Raw genomic sequence first — 21,075 nt, 5'->3', positions numbered from 1 at the left:
CTGACTAAGGAAATATTATGCCCCGACCCATCCCCCTCGAACGTTATCGCAACATCGGTATCTCCGCGCATATCGATGCCGGTAAAACGACCACCACCGAGCGCATCCTGTTTTACACCGGGATGAGCCACAAACTGGGTGAAGTACACGATGGCGCGGCAACAACTGACTGGATGGCGCAGGAGCAAGAGCGCGGGATCACCATTACGTCCGCGGCCGTGAGTTGCTTCTGGCCGGGTATGGACAGAGGGTTTGAACCGCACCGGATCAACATCATCGACACCCCGGGGCACGTGGATTTCACCATTGAGGTGGAACGTTCCATGCGTGTACTCGACGGTGCCGTGATGGTGTATGACTCCGTTGGCGGCGTTCAGCCGCAGTCCGAAACCGTCTGGCGTCAGGCGAATAAATATCACGTGCCGCGGCTGGCCTTCGTTAACAAAATGGACCGTCCGGGTGCCGATTTCTTCCGCGTCGTACGCATGATGCAGGAACGTCTGAAAGCGAACCCAGTACCGATTGTTATTCCGGTTGGCGCGGAGGAACACTTCACCGGCGTGGTGGATCTTATCAAAATGCGTACCATTTTGTGGGACGATGCCACCCAGGGCATGGTGTTCACCTATGCGCCCGTGCCGGATGATTTACTGAGTACCGCGAAGGAATGGCGGGAAAAAATGGTCTCTGCGGCGGCGGAAGCCAGCGATGAGCTCATGGATAAATATCTGGAAACCGGCGATCTGGACGAGGCGGAAATCATCAGAGGTCTGCGTATTCGCACTATCTCGGGTGAAATCCAGCCTATGCTGTGCGGCAGCGCGTTCAAAAACAAAGGTGTGCAGCGCATGCTCGATGCGGTCATTGAGTTGATGCCGTCACCACTGGATGTGCCAGCCATTGATGGCGTGGATGAAAAAGGCCAGCACGCTGAGCGTCATCCCAGTGATGATGAGCCGTTCTCCGCTCTGGCATTCAAACTGATGAGCGATCCGTACGTCGGGCAACTGACCTTTATCCGCGTTTACTCTGGCGTGCTGCGCAAAGGCGACGCGGTGTATAACCCGGTTAAAGGGAAGAAAGAGCGCATCGGGCGTATTGTGCTGATGCATGCCAACGATCGCCACGAGGTGGATGAACTGCGCGCCGGTGATATCGCGGCCTGCGTTGGGTTGAAAGATGTGACAACCGGTGACACGCTCACCGACCCGAATGCCGTCATCACGCTTGAACGCATGGAGTTTCCGGATCCGGTTATCTCCCTTGCTATCGAGCCGAAAACCAAAGGCGATCAGGAGAAAATGGGGATCGCGCTGCAGCGTCTGGCGGCGGAAGACCCCTCTTTCCGCCTGCATACTGACGAAGAGTCCGGCCAGACGATTATCTCCGGGATGGGTGAGTTACACCTTGAGATTATCGTCGACCGCATGAAGCGTGAGTTTGGCGTCGAGGCGAACATCGGTCGTCCACAGGTGACCTACCGGGAAACCTTGCGTAAAGCGGTGAAGGATATCGAAGGTAAGTTTGTCCGTCAGTCCGGCGGTAAAGGACAGTACGGTCATGTGGTACTGAGCCTCGAACCGACAGAACCAGGCAGCGGATTTACGTTTGAAGATGCCACCAAGGGCGGCGTGGTGCCGCGCGAGTACATCCCGTCCGTTGAGAAAGGGCTTCGGGAAGCGATGAACAGCGGCGTGCTGGCGGGGTATCCGGTGGTCGATGTCAAAGCGACGCTGACGTTTGGTTCGTATCACGATGTCGACTCCTCGGAGATGGCGTTCCGCATGGCAGCGATCCTCGGATTTAAAGAGGGCGCTCGCAGGGCGGATCCGGTGATTCTTGAGCCGATCATGCATGTCGAGGTGGAAACACCGGAAGAGTACGCCGGCAACATTATGGGCGATCTCTCTTCTCGCCGTGGCATGGTGCAGGGGATGGAAGAGCAGTACGGTAGCCAGATTATTCGCGCTGACGTGCCGCTGGCAGAGATGTTTGGTTATGCCACCACGCTGCGCTCGATGTCACAGGGGCGTGCGACGTATACGATGGAGTTCCATCATTTTGCGGAAGCACCGCGAAATGTTGCGGATGAGATTATTTCACGGCGTGCTAAGAGTTAATTAATTGCACATGGTAGTCGTTGGGCTACCATGTGTTTTTCTATTTGAGATGTTCGTTGCGCTGAATTGCTTGTCCTGAAACAGACTGAATCTTCCAGATACCTTTTTCTTTAACCATACAATCGATGACCGTATATTCCTCTTTCTTCCCGAACGACACATAAATATTGGTGCAAACGGGATCGTATTCGGATGAAACCACAGTCACATTATCTGCCCAATCTTCCTCAATATCCTGCGACTTCAGAAAGAAATCAGCATCATAAAACTCTTCATCAGCAAAGCGAGGATCCTGAGCATGACGCAATTTTTTCATGGTGCTTGCTGTGACGTATTTATTTATTTCAGCATTGTCCGTGATGGGGAATTTGTTTGCAGCATATTGCGCAATGTACCATTTATTGAAATTTAACGCTGCTTTTGCCGCATTATCACTATAGCCTGCGCAGGCCGAGTAGGTTATTAATAAGGAAAGAATGGGTATGATTTTCATATCAATAATGCCTGTAAAGCTGATAAGAAGGGTGGGATTTTCTATATCCTGAACCAGGATACATAGTACGTTGCGCGAAGTCGCTTAGCCATTGATGGCCATCATAAATACAAACATGACCATCTGGATGGTTTGCTATGGACTGTATAACTACAACATCGCCTAACTGCGGGGCTCCGATAACTTTTTGGAACCCAACCTGAGACAAAGTTAGACCCATGTTCTTTGCCGAACCTATTCCATGAATAGGCAAGCCGCCAGCAATTATCGCGTTTTTCACAAAAAGCTCACACTTTCTGTGACTTTCTCGATAAACATGATTTTTGGCATATTCAACAGCGGCATATTTATTCCATGACATTGATATTTCCTTATTGAGAGATCGCTAATGCAACAGCCCTGGAAATATCCTCCGTTTTACCACGTCATGGTAAACTTAAAATGCCATAAAAATTTAATATAATTCAGCAGGATATAATTAATTAAATCAATCCAGCGCCTTCACTATCTTCCCGCTAGCCACAAACGTCCCCGCACCAAGATGATGCAGCGTATTCAGCTTATCTCCGTCAAACTGCCAGCGTCCGGCGAAGAACGCGCGTTCATCGGCTGCGGCAGAAACCACTTCACCAAACAGCGTGTCATATTTTTCAGCCGCTGCGGTCACCGGGAGTAAACGACACTCCATCCATGCCAGACATTTTTCTTCAATGACGGGCAAACCGAGTTCCGGACCGTTCACTACCGGGATCCCGTAGCAGTTAAATTTGTCTTCATCGCGCCCGCTAACGCTACCGACTGCCCAGGTCCAGTTTGCCGCCGCCACGCCGGGGATAACGATGCCGAACATCCCACTGCGTTCAATCAGCTCACGTGACCAGGTACTTTTATCCACGACGATCGCGATACGCGGCGGTTCAAACTCAACGGGCATTGACCATGCGGCGGCCATAACGTTGCGTCTGTCGAGGCTTTCATCCCGACTGGTGATAAGCACAGTAGGGCCGTGGTTCAGCAGACGGCTGGCATGATGTAATTCAACGGGGCGAAAGTAGCTCATAGGGTCTCCTCATGTACAACGATGAGTATGACGAAAAAGCACGTAAATCAAAGTGGGCGCGTAGAATTAGTTTATAAACAAAACATCACTATCAAAGGAAACTGATGCATGTCCCCATTTCTGACTGCCTATTTCGCCCGTATCGGCTGGAATCAACCGACCGGGGTTAATATCGACACGCTGCGCGCGCTGCATTTACACCACAACTGTGCGATCCCTTTCGAGAATATTGATGTCGTCCTGCCGCGTGAAATCCATCTTGACGATCGGTGTCTGGTCGACAAACTGCTAACAGCGCGACGTGGAGGGTATTGTTTTGAGCAAAATGGCTTATTCGAACGGGTGCTGCGCGAAGTCGGTTTTACGGTACGCAGTGTGCTCGGGCGCGTGGTATTAGCGAATCCACCACAAATGCCGCCGCGAACACACCGCCTGCTGCTGGTTGAGCTTAACGGTGAGCGCTGGATTGCGGACGTAGGCTTTGGCGGACAGACGCTGACGGCGCCGATTCGGTTGCTCGCTAACGAAGAACAGACAACGCCGCACGGGGCGTATCGTTTGCTGAGCGAGGGGAATGACTGGGTATTGCAGTTCCGGCACCACGAGCACTGGCAGTCGATGTACCATTTTGATCTGACGACGCAATATTTCAGTGATTATGTCATGGGCAACTTCTGGTCAGCACACTGGCCGCAGTCGCATTTCCGTCATCATTTGCTGATGTGCCGCCACTTGCCGGACGGTGGCAAGCTGACGCTGACCAACTTCAACTTTACCCACTGGCAGAATGGCCATGTGGAGGAGCAGATCCATCTTCCTGATGCTGCGGCGCTGTATCAACTGATGCAGACGCGTTTTGGGTTGGGCATTGATGATCCTAAGCACGGCTTTTCACTGGCGGAACTGACAGCGGTGATGGCAGGGTTTGAAACACATCCACAGGCAGGGAAATAAGGTGAAAAGGGGCTAACGCCCCTTTGCCGCATAAGGCTTACAGCTGGGTAAACTTGCTGATCCACGGGCTGTTTTTTTCACCAGACCACAGTTGAACAAGCATGTCTCTGAATTTTTCCGCCGCCGGGCTGAGAGGCGTTTCCCTGCGCTGTACAAGGCCTAACGTGCGCCGTATGACGGGTTCAATCAGCGGCCGGCTGACCAGAATATGATGCTCATCGGCCGGCATAGCCAGGCTGGGAACGACAGAGACCCCGAGACCCGCTTCCACCATCCCCAGTGACGTTGAAAGATGTCGAACTTCATAAAACCAGTTAGGCTTCCACGCCATTTTCTCAAACGCCTGATCGATAAGGGAACGGTTTCCGCTTGAACGCCTAACCCCAATCAGCTTCATTCCAGCCAGATCGTCCCATGTTACCAGCGGCTTTTTTGCCAGTTCATTGTCGCGGCGACATGCCAGAACAAAGGGTTCATTCACCAACGGCGCAAAATCGATATTTGGATGTGTGATGTTTATCATATTTATACCGAAATCTGCGTCGCCATTTAAAACGGCTTCGAGACAATCGCTGGCACTGTGCTCAAGTATGCGAATACGGATGTTTGGATAGGCATTGTTATAATCTCGTATCACTGAAGGCAGAAAATAGAACGCAGCAGTAGGGATACAGGAAACGGTAATAACACCTGCCTGATGTGTTGCCATCTCTTTAATACTCATAACTGAGCTTTCATAAAAATCTATTAAATTCTTTGCCTTAGGTAAAAACTCTCTGCCCACCGTCGTCAGCTTGACGCTGCGAGTGGAACGTTCAAACAGCGTGGTCCCCAGGCTCTCTTCCAGTTTCTGAATTCTGCGTGTTAAAGCAGGTTGTGAGATGTGAAGAAATTGCGATGCTTTTGTAAAACATCCAATTTCTGCAATTTTTACAAACGCTTGTATTCCCTGTAATTCATGCTGCATATCTGCACCCCATTCTCGCTTCATCTTAACCATGCTAACGCAGGGGGTATTAATGTGCAAAGCGTATTAATCCTTCTTTTTTTGACATTAGAGTTATCAACTGGAGTGTGAAAACCTTATTGCGTTCCTGATAAAAACGAAATGAGAAAAAGACATGTTAAAGATCCCTTGCGTATTAATGCGTGGCGGTACGTCAAAAGGTCCCGTCATTCTGGCCAGCGACCTGCCGGCGGAAACCGAAGCGCGTGACGCGGTATTACTCAGCCTAATGGGCGCAGGCCATGAACTCGAAATTGACGGCATTGGTGGCGGAAGCCCGCAAACCAGTAAGGTGGCGATCGTCAGTCCGTCCAACAGTCCAGACGCGGATGTAGATTACTTATTCGCACAGGTGATGGTGAACGAACGTCGTGTCGATACCACACCAAATTGCGGGAATATGCTCTGCGCCGTGGGGCCTTTTGCCATTGAAAAAGGGCTGGTGAAGGCGCAAAGCCCGGTGACGACGGTGCGTATCCGCAATCTCAACACTGGTACTCTGGTTGATGCTGAAGTTCAGACGCCAGACTATCGGGTTGAGTATGAAGGCGATACCCAAATCGACGGTGTGCCGGGTACAGCGGCACCGATTGGCTTAACGTTCCTGAATTCTGCGGGGTCTAAAACAGGGAAACTGCTGCCGACTGACAGCGTGACGGATGTATTCGATGGTATCGAAGTCACCTGTATTGATATGGCGATGCCGATGGTGCTGATTGAGGCATCAGCACTAGGGAAAACAGGAGGGGAGTCACCGGCAGAGTTAGATGCCGATCGTGAGTTTAAAGAAAGGCTGGAGAGGGTGCGGCGCCAGGCTGGCACGGCGATGGGATTAGGGGATGTATCGAACAAAGTGATCCCTAAACCGGTTCTCCTCAGTCGGGCATGTAAAGGCGGAACGCTCCAGGTTCGTTATTTCATGCCACATACATGCCATAAGTCGCTGGCCATTACCGGTTCGATCGGCATATCGACCGCGACGCTGATTGAGGGCTCAGTGGCCTGTAAAATCATCGCCGACCGTCCAAAGGGGTTATTTACCAATATTATTGATATTGAACACCCCAGCGGAAAAATATCCGTTTCATTATTGAGGGAGGGTGACAAAATCGAAAACACCCGTGCGGCTGTTATTCGTACTACACGCAAGTTATTTGAAGGTGTTGTTTGTGTGCCTGAAAATATATTGTCTGAAGTTGATTGATGAAAATATTAATCAAATAAACAACCAGCATTAAAAAAATTACATTCTGTACCTTAACTATAATACTGAGGTTATTATGGCGTTAACTCATGCTAACAATACCCAGAGGGCTCCTGATCCTGTAAAAGCCAGTGCGCATATTCGCGTGATTCTGGCCCTGGCATTATCAGGGCTTGCTGAGCTTGCTTCTCTGTTCTTTATTCAGCCACTGCTCCCGACGCTTGCTGTGGAATATAACGTTCCTGTCAGTCAGGTGAGTATTATTCTGTCAGCAGAAACCGCATTGCTGGCAATTGGGTTGCTGTTTACCGGTACATTATCCGATCACTACGGCAGAAAACGGTTAATTATCGTCTCCCTTCTGCTGGGCGGCATTCTGACGCTGCTGTGCCCGCTGGTGGAATCCTGGGCGATGCTTGTTGCGCTGCGTGCGGTGATTGGTCTGGCGCTGAGTGGCATCGCGGCGGCGGCAACGGCCTACATCAGTGAAGAGGTTGCACCGGTGGCGGCAGGCATCGTGACGGGATATTTTGTCTTTGGGAACTCGATGGGTGGAATGTCCGGACGTATTGTTGCCAGCCAGCTGATCGACCACGTTTCAATCAATGTCATCTTCTACGGGTTTGCGGTCAGTTTGATTGCGGTTGCCATTCTGGTGAAGTTCCTGCTGCCAGAATCGAAAAACTTCACGCCTACGCAGAGTCTTAATGTAATGCGTATGGTGAAAGGGGCGGCATCGCATTTTAAAAACAAAAATCTGGCGCTGGCGTTTGTCATCAGCTTCATTATCTTCGGCGCATTCACCTCACTGTATAACTATCTGGCCTTCTTCCTGAAAGGTGAGCCGTTCCATATTTCACCGGCTAATGCAGGTCTGCTCTCCTTTAGCTTTGCCCTGAGTTTCTTTACGGCTCCGCAGGCAGGTCGCTTATCGGCAAAATATGGCGCAATGAAAGTGTTGCGCGTGCTGTTCCTGATCATGGCTCTGGGCATGCTGCTGACGCTGACGTCGAATGTCGTCACCTTTATTGTTGGCGCTGTGATTTTTACCGGCTGTTTCTTCGGCTGCCACTCTATCGGTTTAAGCTGGGTCAGTAAAAATGCAACTCATGCAAGAGGCCAGGCCGTCGCGCTCTATTTATTCTTCTACTACATGGGCGGTTCGGTTATTGGTTTTATCAACGGTTTCGTCTTCCATTCAATGGGCTGGCAGGGTATGACTGGATTTATTCTGGCATTACTTGGCGTAGGTGTTGTGGTGGCAACGTATCTGGCATCCGGCAATAAACAAGCACTGGTTCCAGCGCAGTCAGCTGAATAAATAGCATGGCAATGTGTTCACGCCTCAGGGCGTGAACACAGAATGAGTACGTATATCAAACGGGTATTATTATGAAACTAGCAAGTTATATTCATCAGGGCCGTAAAAGCTACGGGATTTATACACAGTCTGGAATTATCGATCTGGGTAATAAAATCGGCCACCACTATGCGACATTGAAAGACCTTCTTCAATGGGATGCGGTTGACGTCGCCAGGCAATATCACGATTGCCCTGTGGATATGATGCCAGAAGACATTACCTTCCTGCCCGTAATAGAAGAGCCAGGAAAGATTTTCTGCGTTGGGATGAATTACGCAGAAAAAAGAAAAGAATTTGCCGAGACGAATAATGCCCCGACGCTGTTTATCCGCTTTCCTGATTCACAAACCGGACATGCGCGGCCCGTTTTAAAACCAGTTCTCTCAAGCGAGTTTGATTATGAAGGTGAGCTGGCCGTAATCATTGGTAAACCTGGCACCCGAATTGACGCCAAAAATGCGCTCAGCCATGTCGCGGGCTACAGCTGCTATATGGATGGTTCCGTACGCGACTGGCAGCACGCCTGGTTCACCGCCGGTAAAAACTGGAAGCAAACCGGCGCCTTCGGCCCTTACATGACCACGGCGGATGAGATCCCCGATCCTCATGCGTTGACCATCCATACCTGGCTGAACGGCATGCTGGTTCAGAATGATTCCACCGGCAGCATGATCCACAAAGTAGCGGATCTTATCGCCTATATCAGCACATTCACCTCCCTCAGCGCCGGAGACGTCATTATTACCGGCTCGCCTGGCGGCGTCGGTAAAAAACGTAATCCACCTCTGTTTATGCATGATGGCGATCGGGTTGAAGTCGAAATTGAAAACATAGGTCGCCTGACGAACACCATCGTGGAAGCGCAACCTCAGCAACAAGAATTGACTGTCTAGACGCTCAGGAGAGAGAAGATGTACACCGCCAGAACGCCAGAGTTTGAGGTCATTAAAACGGGTAACGCTCAGGCCAGAGAGGAGATTACCCGCTTCCTGGCCCACAACGGTTTGGGCATTGATGACGATATTGAGCAATTTATTGTTGCGCGCTATCAACGCCATCTTGTCGCCTGCACTGGCATTGCGGGTAACACGTTAAAATGCATTGCAGTAGACGCCGCGTGGCGGGGTACGTCGCTAAGCCTGACGTTAATTCATGAGGCCGAGCTTCTGGCAGCACAGAACGGTGAACATCATCTCTTTCTTTTTACCTGTCCTGATAACGTTAAGTCATTTCGCGGATGCGGGTTTTATCCGCTGGTGACGATCGAGAATTGTGCGGCATTAATGGAGAATACGCCGGTCGGTATTCATCGTTATTGCAGCCAGTTGCGTAGCCATCATTTCATGCCGGGGAAAGATATTGGCGCTATTGTGATGAATGCAAATCCGTTCACTCTGGGCCATCAATATCTGATTGAACATGCGGCAAGCCAGTGTGATTCGTTACATGTTTTCGTCGTTCAGGAAGATGTCTCCGCTTTTTCGTTTAAAGAACGGTTTGCGATGGTTAAGGACGGTTCGCGACACCTTTCTAATGTCACCGTTCATCCGGGGTCGGCATACATTATTTCACGCGGGACATTTCCGGGCTATTTTCTGAAGGATAAAAAGGTTATTGATAAAGTCTATGCCGCAATTGACCTCATGCTGTTCAGGAATTATATCGCCCCCGCGCTGAGTATAAATCATCGTTTTGTCGGCACCGAGCCATTCTGCCAGTTAACCGCTGAATATAACCGGGCGATGCACCGTTGGCTGGAAGATGAAACGAGTGTGTCGGCTCGTATCAGCGTACATGAAATAGAAAGAAAAACGGATGGAAATAATGTGCCGGTATCAGCCTCAGCCGTTCGTCGTTTATTAAATGAAAACAAAATCTCTGCCGCCAGCCGCATGGTGCCAGCCACCACGCGTGCGTATCTGAATAACGGGGTACAGCATCAGCCTTGTTTATCCAAACCGTTATCGGCAGCGGTTTAACCGCATTATCACAGGAAAATTAATATGAAAATTGTGCAAGCCGCGATGGCGGGAACGCTGGAGTCCAGCGACCTGATGGTGAAGGTTAGCCCCGTCGAGAGCGGGCTGGATGTGGTCATCCAAAGCGAAGTGTATAAGCAGTTCGGCGACCGAATTACAGAGGTCGTCAATGAAACCCTTTCTGCGTTCGGCATCAATCAGGGGCAGATCATTATTGATGATAAAGGTGCGCTGGATTGTGTGATCCGCGCTCGTGTTCAGGCTGCACTGCTCAGAGGTACAGCGCGGGAAGACATTTCATGGGAAAAGTTATAATGAAAAAGTTACGCCGCAGTATGTTATTTATTCCCGGTTCAAGTGCCGCCATGCTTTCGACGGCATTTATCTATAAACCTGACTCCATCATGTTTGATCTGGAAGATGCCGTAGCGCTAAAAGAAAAGGACAGCGCCCGTCTTCTGGTATTTCATGCCCTGCAACATCCGATGTACAACGATATTGAAACCGTTGTCAGAATTAATCCTTTGAATACGCCTTTTGGATTAAAAGATCTGGAAGCCGCCGTCAGGGCGGGTGTCGATGTCATTCGTCTACCCAAAACCGACACCCCGGAAGATATTCATCAGCTGGAACGTGAAATCGTCCGCATTGAAGAAACCTGCGGGCGTCCCGTTGGCTCAACGAAATTAATGGCGGCGATAGAATCTGCCGTTGGCGTGATTAACGCTGTCGCTATTGCGAAATCCTCCGACCGCTTAATGGGTATTGCGCTGGCCGCCTTTGACTATGTGATGGATATGCAAACCGAGCGAGGCGACGGAACAGAGCTGTTTTATGCCCGATGCGCCGTATTGCATGCTGCGCGCGGGGCCGGTATTGACGCCTTCGACGTGGTGTACGCGGATGTGAATGATGAGGCCGGTTTCCTGAAAGAAGTGGATCTCATTCGCCGGATGGGCTTCAACGGAAAATCGCTGATTAATCCACGACAAATTGAAATTCTTCATAACGCCTACGCGCCAACGCAGGAAGAGGTGGATTACGCAGAGCGCGTAATTGCTGCAGCAGAGGAGGGGGAACGTAACGGACTGGGGGTGATTTCGCTAAACGGCAAAATGATCGACGCGCCGATTATCAACCATGCCCGCGTGGTTATCGAACGCAAAAATGCCTCTGGCATTCGTCAGTAATTCCCCATATCGCAAGCGACAGGATGAATAATGAAAAACCAAACTGAAACCCTGCATTACATTCCTGGCTCTCGCCGTGAGTACGTCGCATTCAGCGGCGCTAACGCGATGACGCCTTATCTTGCTGACAGCCAGCAAAAATATCAGCGCAAACTTTTTGCAAGCGTCGACGATGTGCTGGCCCGCTGCGACCTGCATGACGGTATGACCGTGTCTTTTCATCACGCCTTCCGCGAAGGAGATAAGGTCATCAATTACGTGATGGATAAGCTCGCTCAGCGCGGCCTGAAAGGACTCACGCTTGCCTCCAGCTCCCTGATGACATGCAATGCACCGCTTATTGAACACATTCGTAATGGTGTGATCGGCAAAATCTATACCTCCGGGATGCGCGGCGAACTGGCGGACGCGATTTCGCACGGGCTGATGGACGAGCCGGTGCAGATCCACTCCCACGGTGGACGGGTGAATTTGATTCAGCAGGGCGAAATTACGATTGATGTTGCGTTTCTGGCGGTCTCCTGCAGCGACGAATACGGCAATGCCAGCGGTAACGGTGGTACATCGCAGTGCGGCTCCCTCGGCTACGCGATGGTCGATGCGCAATATGCCAAAAAGGTGGTCTTGCTTACCGAAACCCTGAAACCGTTCCCCAACATGCCGGCAAGCATTGTGCAGGATCAGGTGGATTATGTCGTGCAGATTGAGAGCGTCGGCGACCCGGCAAAAATCAGCGTAGGTGCCGCCAGGGTTACCAGTAATCCGCGCGAGCTGATGATTGCCCGCTCTGCTGCCGACGTTATTGAACACTCCGGCTATTTCCGCAGCGGCTTTTCGATTCAGACCGGCTCAGGGGCCGCGTCAACTGCCTGCACGCGGTTTATGGAAACCCGGATGCGTAAGCACAATATCGTCGCCCGGTTTGCGCTCGGCGGGATCACGGGCAGCATTGTCGATCTGCATCAAAAAGGGTTAATTGAAAAGATCCTCGATACGCAAAGCTTTGACGGCGCGGCAGCGGCTTCCCTGGCGGTCAACCCCGACCACGTGGAAATCTCTACTAACGTCTATGCGAACCCGGCTGCAAAAGCCGCCTGCTGCGACAGGGTAGACGTGGTCATTCTCAGCGCGCTGGAAGTGGACACCCAGTTCAACGTTAATGTCCTGACCGGCTCCGACGGCGTGATGCGCGGCGCGTCGGGCGGGCACTGCGACGTCGCCGCGGCGGCAAATCTCACCATTGTGGTTGCCCCACTGATCCGTAGCCGCATTCCTACCGTCGTCAGACAGGTCACCACCCTGGTGACGCCGGGCGAAAGTATTGACGTTTTGGTTACCGATCACGGTATTGCCGTGAACCCGGCGCGCCCGGAAATTCGTGAACGCCTGCTTAACGCCGGGCTGGCCGTTGTCGACATCGATGCGTTGTACCAAAAGGCGCTGCTCATCTCGGGTGAACCTAAGCCTGTCGAGTTCACTGACCGGATAGTCGGCGTGGTTCGCTACCGCGACGGCAGCGTGATTGATGTGGTTCGCCAGGTGAAGGAGTAATCCCCATGACGGATAAAGCCTCGAACGCGAAAGTCTCTCTGGAACAGGTGCTGAGTTCCAGAGAGCAGCGAGCCCGTCGGCAGCAGGCGTGGCTGTTTCAGTCTGAACATTCCGTGGTGTCCGTCACGCTGGTCTGGCCCGGGGAGGTGAAAGATACCGAACTGGCCAGACGGGTGATGGCCGTCGCGAATCAGGCGATTGCCGACGTATTTCTCGCGCATCAGTGGACGGTTTGTCGGCATCAGATCCTGCAACCGGTCACGGGACCAGAAGCGCTCTGGTCGGTATCGGCACCCGCGTGGATGATAAAACACGTCACGGCACACCTGGAAGATAACCATCCTCTTGGACGCTTATGGGATATCGACGTGTTTTGTCCTACGACGGGGCAGCTGAAAAGAAACGCCATCCAGCAACCGATGCGCAAATGCTTTATCTGCCATGAACCGGCCCACGTATGCTCGCGTGCGCGGCGTCATTCGCAGGCCGAACTCGCGAGCGTAATCGAGGAGTTAACCGATGACTACTTCGCTTGCCAGATGTAATGCGCCAGACATTCAGCGCACCTTCGCTGAGCTGGCTGCCGAGTCCATGTACCGGGAAATCAACTTAACCCCGAAACCGGGTCTGGTGGATCGCGTAAACAATGGTGCGCATTGCGACATGACCTTCGCGCTGTTCATGACCAGTATCGCGGCGATTGCGCCCTGGTTTTCAGTGTTCTTTAACGTAGGCAGAGAGACCGCCCGTCTTGCTGGCCCACAAACGCTGCGGGCCATAAGGCCGACGGGTCTGGCCTGTGAGCAGGCAATGTTTAACGCCACCGGTGGCGTGAATACCCATAAAGGGGGGATCTTTTCTTTGGGGCTGCTGTGTGCCGCGGCGGGACGTCTGACGCAAAGAGATGAAGCGCTCACGCAGCGCAGTTTATGCCATGAGACCCGCCTTATCTGTACAGGCATCGTTGAACAGGAACTGAAAACGACCGGTATCGCCAAAACGAAAGGCGAGCAGCAGTTCCAGAAATACGGATTCACAGGGGCGAGAGGAGAAGCTGCCCGTGGTTTCATCACGGTGCGCCAGGCAGGTCTCCCGCAGCTGCAAACTGCGTTACGTCAGGGCGAATCCGAAGACCTGGCGTTACTGAGAATGTTTCTGGGAATGATGGCAGTGAACCCGGATACCAATCTGGTTTCCCGTGGGGGAGTAAAAGGGCTGAATTACGCCAGGCGCTATTCCAGACGGCTATTAAAAATAAAACGCCTGACGGCAAATAAATTAGTCAAGGCGTTATGCAGAATGGACGCGGAATTTATCAAACGCAATTTAAGCCCCGGAGGTAGTGCCGATCTTATTTCCGTTGGATGGTTATTGTCGCAATTTCCAGCCGAATAATCGCGTAACAGGAAAACGTCATGATTGAACAACGCCTGCAGCAGCTCAGTAACGTTTATACCCTTATTCTGGTGCCGGGTCTGAGAGACAGCGATGAACATCACTGGCAAAGCTGCTGGGGGCGACGCTTTCCTTTCTGGAAACGGATCCAGCAGAAAAACTGGCTAGAGCCCGATATTGAAAACTGGGTCTCCGCCATTACCCGCGAGCTGGCAGTATGCCAGTTGCCCGCTATCCTCGTCGGCCACAGCTTTGGCGCGCTGGCGTCGTGCAGACTGCTGCAAACACGGCAGGCAAATGTCGCCGGAGTTGTGATGGTTGCACCGGCAGAACCTGCAATGTTCGGCCTTGACGAGGCCATTCAGCCAACCCCATTGCCGGTTCCCTGCATGATGTTTGCCAGCAGAAACGACCCTCTGATGCCTTTTTCTCGCGCTCAGTTTTGGGCTACGTGCTGGCGCGGTCATCTCATCGATATCGGTGAGGCCGGACATATTAATTCTGAGTCTGGCTTTGGCGAATGGCCATACGGACTCAAACGATTAACAGAATTTTGTGAACAACTTTAGCTTTAACAGGAGAACCTATGTTAGATGATTATAATCAGCACCTGAAAGCGCGAGCTGAAACGGGTATTCCGGCGAAACCGTTAACAGCGGAACAAACCGATGCAGTTATTCATCGTTTAATTAACGATGCGTCCGCACCTCATCCATTATTAATTGACTTATTAACCCACAGCGTACCGCCGGGCGTCGATCCTGCCGCAAAGTTAAAAGCCGCGTTTTTATTTAAGGTAGCGTTACAGGAATACCAGATTAATGGGCTTTCTCCCGAAAAGGCCACGATGCTGCTGGGGTCGATGCAGGGGGGCTATAACGTCCAGCCGCTGATTGAGCTTCTCGACCATTCGAGCCTGGCACCGCTGGCCGCTGAGCAGCTTTCTTCTACAATCCTGATCTTTGAAAAATTCAGCCAGGTGGAAGCTAAAGCGAAAAACGGTAACGTCCGGGCAAAGGAGGTGCTTCAGTCCTGGGCGAATGCCGAATGGTTTACCCGTCGTCCGGCCATGCCTGAAAAAATCACCCTGAAGGTGTTTAAGGTGCCCGGCGAGACCAATACCGACGATTTGTCTCCGGCACCCGAGGCGTGGTCACGACCCGACATTCCACTGCACGCGCTCTCCATGCTCAGTAACGCCAGGGAAGGGGTTGAACCCGATGAGCCTGGCGTGCGTGGCCCTTTGCGTCAGTTGTCAGAATTAAAATCGGCAGGCTGGCCGCTGGTGTACGTCGGTGACGTCGTAGGGACCGGATCCTCACGTAAATCCGCCACCAACTCCATCCTGTGGCACATCGGGAACGATATTCCGTACGTGCCGAATAAACGCAACGGCGGGTTTGTGTTTGGCGGAAAAATTGCGCCCATTTTCTTCAATACGCTGGAAGATTCCGGCGCGCTGCCGGTAGAGATGGATGTCTCCGCGCTGACGACAGGGATGCTGATCGATCTTTACCCCTACAAGGGGGAAATTCGTGAGACAGAAAGCCAGCGGCTGGTAACGACCTTTACCCTTAAAACCGATGTGCTGCTGGACGAAGTGCGCGCCGGCGGGCGGATCCCGTTGATTATCGGGCGCAGCCTGACGGCGAAAGCGCGGGAATCGCTGAAGCTTAAGCCTTCAGAGGTATTTCGCAAGCCCGCGTCACCCGCACCATCCGCAACAGGTTTTACGCTGGCGCAAAAAATGGTAGGTAAAGCCTGCGGTGTGGCGGGGATCCGTCCGGGGCAGTATTGCGAGCCGAAGATCACTACCGTAGGCTCTCAGGACACCACCGGCGGGATGACGCGTGATGAGCTGACCGATCTTGCCTGCCTCACCTTTTCAGCCGATCTGGTGATGCAGTCTTTCTGCCACACCTCTGCGTACCCGAAACCCGTGGATGTCCAACTGCATGAAACCCTGCCGCAGTTTATCACCAGCCGTAAAGGGGTTGCGCTCAAACCGGGCGACGGCATTATCCATTCCTGGCTTAATCGCATGCTGCTACCTGACACGGTGGGAACAGGTGCCGATTCTCATACTCGCTTCCCGCTGGGGATCTCCTTCCCGGGCGGCTCCGGGCTGGTGGCTTTTGCCGCCGCAACCGGCATTATGCCGCTGGATATGCCTGAATCGGTGCTGGTGCGTTTTAAGGGCGAGATGCAAAAAGGGATCACCCTTCGCGATCTGGTGCATGCCATTCCGCTTTACGCCAGAAAGCAGGGACTGTTGACGGTTGAGAAAAAGAATAAGCGCAATATTTTCTCTGGGCGAATCCTGGAAATTGAAGGCCTGAACAGGTTAAGTGCAGAGCAGGCGTTTGAACTGGCTGATGCATCCGCGGAACGCTCCGCTGCCGCTTGTGTCATGCGTCTGTCGGAAGAGAGCGTTATACAGTATCTGCGTTCCAATGCGGCACTGTTGCGCTGGATGGTTAAGCACGGCTATGAGAACGCTGCCACGCTTGAACGTCGTATCGCTGAAATCGAGGCATGGCTGGCTAACCCTTCATTGCTGTCTGCCGATCCTGACGCAGAATATGCCGCAGTGATTGAGATTGACCTTAATGAAATCATCGAACCGGTAGTATGCGCGCCAGACGATCCGGACGATGCCCGTTTACTTTCTGAGGTTGCGGACACTCCAATCGAAGAGGTCTTTATTGGTTCCTGCATGACAAACATTGGTCATTTTCGCGCAGCGGGTAAAATTATGGCCGGTGCCAGCGAAAATCAGGCGCGTTTGTGGCTCGCACCGCCGACTAAAATGGATGCCCAGCAACTCTCCCGTGAAGGCTATTTTAGTCAGTTTATTAAATCGGGGGCGAGAATCGAGCCTGCGGGCTGTTCCCTTTGCATGGGGAATCAGGCGAGGGTGCAGGAAGGAAGTCACGTTGTATCGACGTCCACCCGAAATTTCCCGCATCGTCTGGGGACAAATGCGAAAGTGTTCCTTGCCTCGGCTGAATTAAGCACCGTTGCTGCCATACTGGGTAGAATGCCAACCGTGGAAGAATATTTTAGCTATACGGCTAAACTCCATGACGCGAATGAAAATATCTACCGCTATCTCAGCTTTGATACTCTGACCGAATATACAACCGAAGAGGATGATAATATTCAGGTGGTTAACCTGTAGCGTTTTATTTGTTTTGTGAATGTGTTTCGTCGGCAGAGGCTTCTCTCAGGAGCTGCCTCTGCTATTCAGGGACCCTTTTCTCATGGGTGAGACATGCTTAAATCAAATGTTTTAAAAACAATCTTACTTGCCATAATAATATTGTTGGCAATATTTATTCCTCCGCCTGATGGATTAACCAAAGAGGCATGGATACTGGCTGGAATATATCTGTCTGCTATCGTTGGGTTGGTGATTAAACCTTATCCTGAACCTGTTATTATGTTGGTTGCGGTAGCATTAACCTGTTTTACCGTAACAAAATTTCCCCACTCACCCGTGAAATCAATGGATGTGCTGAGTGGATACGCTTCAGGCACGACCTGGCTGGTATTTAGTGCTTTTACGCTTAGCGCGGCATTTGTCACGACCGGTCTGGGAAAACGGCTTGCCTACTGGTTTATCCTCAGGTTTGGCAGCACGACGCTGAGACTGGGGTATGTGACTGCCTTACTGGATTTGGTGCTGGCACCCGCAACGCCCTCAAATACCGCGCGTGCAGGTGGCGTGGTTTTTCCTATAATTAACAGCATCGCCACGGTATTAGGTTCAACGCCAAAAGAGACACCTTGCAAAGCTGGCCGTTATTTAATGGTCAATGTCTATATGGTCACTAAAACGACCAGCTATATGTTTTTAACTGGCTTTGCCGGGAATGCCTTAGCGCTACAGTTAATTTCTGATATCTTCCATATCCATATTAGTTGGATAGGCTGGATGCTGGCAGGTGCTCCGCTGGGGTTATTGATGCTGTGTATCATTCCCTATATTTGCTACCGAGTTTCCTCTCCGGAAATTAAACACATTGATAATGTCGCTATCGCGACCAACGGGTTGCAAAGTCTGGGGGCAATGAGCCTCAAAGAAAAGGGGTTAGTGGTTATTTTTATCGCCGCATTATTAGGCTGGATTTTTTCACATCATCTTGGGCTGAATGAGTCCGCCGTTGCCATTATCGCGATGGGAGCGGCACTGCTGTTTAATATTATCGGATGGGGGGATGTGCAGAAAAACAAAGGCGGCTGGAATACCCTGATATGGTATGGAGGCATTATTGGTCTGAGCGCTACCCTTAGCAAGGAGGGATTTTTCCGCTGGCTGGCTGATTTCATGTCAGCACATCTCGATTTTCTCAGCGCGGGTAATATGACTGTCGTTATTATCGTGTTTTTCAGCGTGCTGGTGCGTTATTTCTTTGCCTCAGGCGGGGCATACGTCGCGGCGATGGTACCGGTCTTTGCAACCGTGGGGTTGGTCACCGGAACGGCGCCTGTTCTGCTGGCACTCGCCATTCTGTTTTCCAACTCCTATGGGGGTTGCATCACGCACTATGGCGGCGCAGCGGGGCCGATTATCTTCGCCGCTGGGTATAACGACATCAAGTCATGGTGGACCATCGGCACGCTCGTGGCGTTGTGCACGTTTTTAGTTCACATGTTCCTCGGCATTCCCTGGTGGGGTTTCCTGATGCAGCACGGCATGCTGCAGTCTTAATTGTCCGATGGCGGCTACGCCTTACCGGATCTGGAACAGATAAAACAGTAGGCCGGGTAAGGCGTAGCCGCCACCCGGCACCTGTCACAATTTCCGGTTAGCGTATCAGGATTGTTTTTCCTTCGCCGTCAACCGATCGGGTTGGAATAACATAGCGATCAATGCCAATCAGTGTGCAAAACAGATCTCGGGTAAATACTTTATTTCCGAAATACCACGAATGTGATGGCATTCCTTTAATCCCTGCGGGTTCATCCTGTACGAGAATAGCAGAGTCACTTTCTAGTTTTTCGTAATACTGTGTACAGTCTACATTTATTGCATTTGAAGGTGCGTTCTCAGGAAGACCCACACGCCCAACCCGAGGAGCAACGCCGACACGTTTCACATTCGATATATCCAGAGCCTGGTCACGACGGCTGGAATAATTAGTTAGACGAATACCATGACGGTAAATAGAATCACTTCGCGGGTCAGGGTTTGACATTACGCTGCTCGATACATCGCCTGCGACGAAAATGATCTGGCTCACTTTCCAGGCACTATTTGGCAGGTTGGTATCATCCGCATCATCAAATGCTTCAGTGAGCACATACGCCCCAGTAGAATGACCCAAAACATGAATATTAATCGGACAGTCGGGTTTTTGTTTTTCTGATACGTAGGAAATTCCTTCTGTCATAAGGCGCATTGCGGTAAGTTTTGCCTTGTGACGGTCAGGTAAATAGGCCAGCGCCTTATCATCACTTGGCCAGTCAAAGGAAACCACTATTCCTTTAAAACCAATATCAGACAATCCGTTTGCCAAAAGTCTGTGTCGCTCGATCACTTCACTCTCGCTCATGTTGTAACCATGCACAGAAAAAAGTAAATCCCCTCGCTTTTCGCCTTTCTCGTTTTTCCACTGTGCACCTTGTATAACTTGATCAAACCATTTTTGTTCAGGAATGGCATGGTCGGGACTGGGGTCCTCTCCGTCAGGAACAACCAAATAGCTTGTTCCACCAATATCGGAGGTAAATTTACCTCTTGATGCTTTACGAACAGACATAACATATGAAGGCATGATTTAATCCCACGTTGAGTAAAAAGTTGTCTTTGTTTGTAATGGAGGAAATCTATTCTAAAATTGTCTGATTCACTTTGCGGTTAAATTTTCCTTTTTATTGGAAGGGCAGTATGAAGTGTATATGAGAACGCAAGTGATTTAGTGCAATATGTTTCTTTTGTTAAGGAATTTGAGGTGGCTCGCATTATTTCTGATTTTGTGTTAACTATTCATGGCTTGAATGTGTGTGAAAGGATGTCTGCGCAGATTAAGAACCTGTACTCTACAGCAGGCTCTTAATGTATGGGTTAAATAACGTCTAACGATGATTAATTCAATTCAAGGTCGATCAATTTATCGAGATGCCTATTAAACGCGGCTTCGTTCATTTCGGGCATGTTTAAGATATACATCCCGTCCAGACCGCACACCAGCCCAATCAAACGCCAGGCAATGTTTTCTGACCGGTCATCAGGGCTAAATGCCCCAGCCTCAGTGCCTGCTCTGATAAGGGCGACCGTTTCCTGGTGCCACATCTCCATGGTCATAATATAGGCAGCCTTAATGTCAGCATCGCGGTTGGCCAGGATCTGCGCTTCACGCCACAGGCGAATGTAAGGTTCAAACTTGCCATCATCGCTCCCGAGCATGGCATGAAGCTGCTCCCGCCAGCCAGCCTGTTTGCCGACGACATCTGCATCCAGCAGTTCACGGATCAAGCGAACAAAAGCCAGCGATTTTAGCTCCCCGCCGGAGGTAAAATGATGGTGAACCTGTCCGGTCGCGACCCCGGCTTCAGCTGCAACGCGGCGTACCGTCATTGCCGCCAGTCCTTCGGACAGCGCCACGCGCATGGCGGCCTGTAAGATTTCTTCCCGCCGTTCATCCTTGCTCAGATATCGCATTTCGACTCACTCTCAATAGGAATGAAACGAGTGTAACAAAAAGCTGGACACGCGTTCAACTTTACGTAGGATCGCATTCTGGACATGTGTCCA

At 51.3% G+C, this 21,075-nt stretch carries 20 protein-coding genes; 14 read left to right on the top strand and 6 right to left on the bottom strand.

Annotated elements, in window-relative coordinates; genetic code table 11:
- Positions 1-17: 17 nt before the first annotated feature.
- Positions 18-2,120, top strand: a complete 2,103-nt coding sequence (gene fusA / locus JGF26_RS12290; RefSeq protein WP_028018895.1) for an elongation factor G — start codon at positions 18-20, stop codon at positions 2,118-2,120.
- 40 nt (positions 2,121-2,160) lie between these two features.
- Here the strand turns inward: fusA and JGF26_RS12285 are convergent, their stop codons facing one another.
- From JGF26_RS12285 to JGF26_RS12275, 3 genes are all read right to left on the bottom strand, one after another.
- The gene (locus JGF26_RS12285) at positions 2,161-2,613 is read right to left on the bottom strand and encodes a DUF3828 domain-containing protein (RefSeq protein ID WP_108089822.1); all 453 of its coding nucleotides are present in this window, start codon (positions 2,611-2,613) and stop codon (positions 2,161-2,163) included.
- A gap of 1 nt (position 2,614) precedes the next feature.
- Positions 2,615-2,974 carry a CHAP domain-containing protein gene (locus tag JGF26_RS12280; protein WP_108089823.1) on the bottom strand — a complete coding sequence of 120 codons (360 nt, stop codon included), beginning with the start codon at positions 2,972-2,974 and terminating at the stop codon, positions 2,615-2,617.
- Between the two features lie 126 nt (positions 2,975-3,100).
- Positions 3,101-3,673: a flavin reductase family protein gene (locus tag JGF26_RS12275; protein ID WP_108089824.1), complete on the bottom strand. Its 573-nt coding sequence runs from the start codon at positions 3,671-3,673 to the stop codon at positions 3,101-3,103.
- A 108-nt stretch (positions 3,674-3,781) separates the two neighbouring features.
- Between JGF26_RS12275 and nhoA the strand changes: the two genes are divergently transcribed.
- Positions 3,782-4,627 (top strand): N-hydroxyarylamine O-acetyltransferase, encoded by an 846-nt coding sequence (gene nhoA, locus JGF26_RS12270; RefSeq protein WP_128347639.1) that lies wholly within the window; start codon positions 3,782-3,784, stop codon positions 4,625-4,627.
- Positions 4,628-4,664: 37 nt separating this feature from the next.
- Here nhoA and JGF26_RS12265 read toward each other — a convergent pair whose 3' ends face one another.
- Positions 4,665-5,594: a LysR family transcriptional regulator gene (locus JGF26_RS12265; RefSeq protein ID WP_049007304.1), complete on the bottom strand. Its 930-nt coding sequence runs from the start codon at positions 5,592-5,594 to the stop codon at positions 4,665-4,667.
- Between the two features lie 154 nt (positions 5,595-5,748).
- On the opposite strand from JGF26_RS12265, the gene JGF26_RS12260 reads away from it, so the two are divergent.
- The 12 genes from JGF26_RS12260 to JGF26_RS12205 all read left to right on the top strand — a co-directional run bounded on the left by JGF26_RS12260 (position 5,749) and on the right by JGF26_RS12205 (position 19,029).
- Positions 5,749-6,837, top strand: coding sequence for a 4-oxalomesaconate tautomerase (locus tag JGF26_RS12260; protein WP_134708158.1), 1,089 nt, complete (start codon positions 5,749-5,751; stop codon positions 6,835-6,837).
- 76 nt (positions 6,838-6,913) lie between these two features.
- The gene (locus tag JGF26_RS12255; protein ID WP_108089827.1) at positions 6,914-8,158 is read left to right on the top strand and encodes an MFS transporter; all 1,245 of its coding nucleotides are present in this window, start codon (positions 6,914-6,916) and stop codon (positions 8,156-8,158) included.
- 71 nt (positions 8,159-8,229) lie between these two features.
- Positions 8,230-9,093, top strand: coding sequence for a fumarylacetoacetate hydrolase family protein (locus JGF26_RS12250; protein WP_128347641.1), 864 nt, complete (start codon positions 8,230-8,232; stop codon positions 9,091-9,093).
- Positions 9,094-9,111: 18 nt separating this feature from the next.
- Positions 9,112-10,179: a [citrate (pro-3S)-lyase] ligase gene (gene citC, locus JGF26_RS12245; protein ID WP_134708159.1), complete on the top strand. Its 1,068-nt coding sequence runs from the start codon at positions 9,112-9,114 to the stop codon at positions 10,177-10,179.
- A 24-nt stretch (positions 10,180-10,203) separates the two neighbouring features.
- Entirely contained in the window at positions 10,204-10,494 is a 291-nt protein-coding gene (gene citD, locus JGF26_RS12240) for a citrate lyase acyl carrier protein (RefSeq protein ID WP_108089830.1), read from the top strand.
- Complete coding sequence (gene citE / locus JGF26_RS12235; protein ID WP_108089831.1) at positions 10,494-11,369, top strand: citrate (pro-3S)-lyase subunit beta; 876 nt, start codon at positions 10,494-10,496, stop codon at positions 11,367-11,369. Before citD ends, citE begins: the two co-directional genes overlap by 1 nt.
- A 30-nt stretch (positions 11,370-11,399) precedes the next feature.
- On the top strand, positions 11,400-12,920 hold the full coding sequence (citF, locus tag JGF26_RS12230) for a citrate lyase subunit alpha (RefSeq protein WP_134708160.1): 1,521 nt from the start codon (positions 11,400-11,402) through the stop codon (positions 12,918-12,920).
- Between the two features lie 5 nt (positions 12,921-12,925).
- Positions 12,926-13,465 (top strand): citrate lyase holo-[acyl-carrier protein] synthase, encoded by a 540-nt coding sequence (gene citX / locus JGF26_RS12225; protein WP_128347645.1) that lies wholly within the window; start codon positions 12,926-12,928, stop codon positions 13,463-13,465.
- Positions 13,440-14,315 carry a triphosphoribosyl-dephospho-CoA synthase CitG gene (citG, locus tag JGF26_RS12220; protein WP_134708161.1) on the top strand — a complete coding sequence of 292 codons (876 nt, stop codon included), beginning with the start codon at positions 13,440-13,442 and terminating at the stop codon, positions 14,313-14,315. The genes citX and citG overlap by 26 nt, the downstream gene beginning before the upstream one ends.
- Before the next feature lie 20 nt (positions 14,316-14,335).
- The gene (locus JGF26_RS12215; protein WP_108089835.1) at positions 14,336-14,884 is read left to right on the top strand and encodes an alpha/beta hydrolase; all 549 of its coding nucleotides are present in this window, start codon (positions 14,336-14,338) and stop codon (positions 14,882-14,884) included.
- A gap of 17 nt (positions 14,885-14,901) precedes the next feature.
- Positions 14,902-17,496 carry a bifunctional aconitate hydratase 2/2-methylisocitrate dehydratase gene (locus JGF26_RS12210; RefSeq protein ID WP_134708162.1) on the top strand — a complete coding sequence of 865 codons (2,595 nt, stop codon included), beginning with the start codon at positions 14,902-14,904 and terminating at the stop codon, positions 17,494-17,496.
- A 93-nt stretch (positions 17,497-17,589) separates the two neighbouring features.
- A complete protein-coding gene (locus JGF26_RS12205; protein ID WP_134708163.1) occupies positions 17,590-19,029 on the top strand; it encodes an anion permease in 1,440 nt (479 codons plus the stop codon).
- 97 nt (positions 19,030-19,126) lie between these two features.
- On the opposite strand, the gene JGF26_RS12200 is transcribed toward JGF26_RS12205, so the two are convergent.
- A complete protein-coding gene (locus tag JGF26_RS12200) occupies positions 19,127-20,095 on the bottom strand; it encodes an alpha/beta hydrolase (protein WP_065422676.1) in 969 nt (322 codons plus the stop codon).
- A gap of 311 nt (positions 20,096-20,406) precedes the next feature.
- Positions 20,407-20,982: a TetR family transcriptional regulator gene (locus JGF26_RS12195; RefSeq protein WP_134708164.1), complete on the bottom strand. Its 576-nt coding sequence runs from the start codon at positions 20,980-20,982 to the stop codon at positions 20,407-20,409.
- Positions 20,983-21,075: the final 93 nt, after the last annotated feature.

This window comes from Enterobacter sp. E1 (assembly GCF_016809815.1).
In the GTDB taxonomy this organism is placed as follows: domain Bacteria; phylum Pseudomonadota; class Gammaproteobacteria; order Enterobacterales; family Enterobacteriaceae; genus Enterobacter; species Enterobacter adelaidei.
This window is presented reverse-complemented; position numbering and strand designations above follow the sequence as displayed.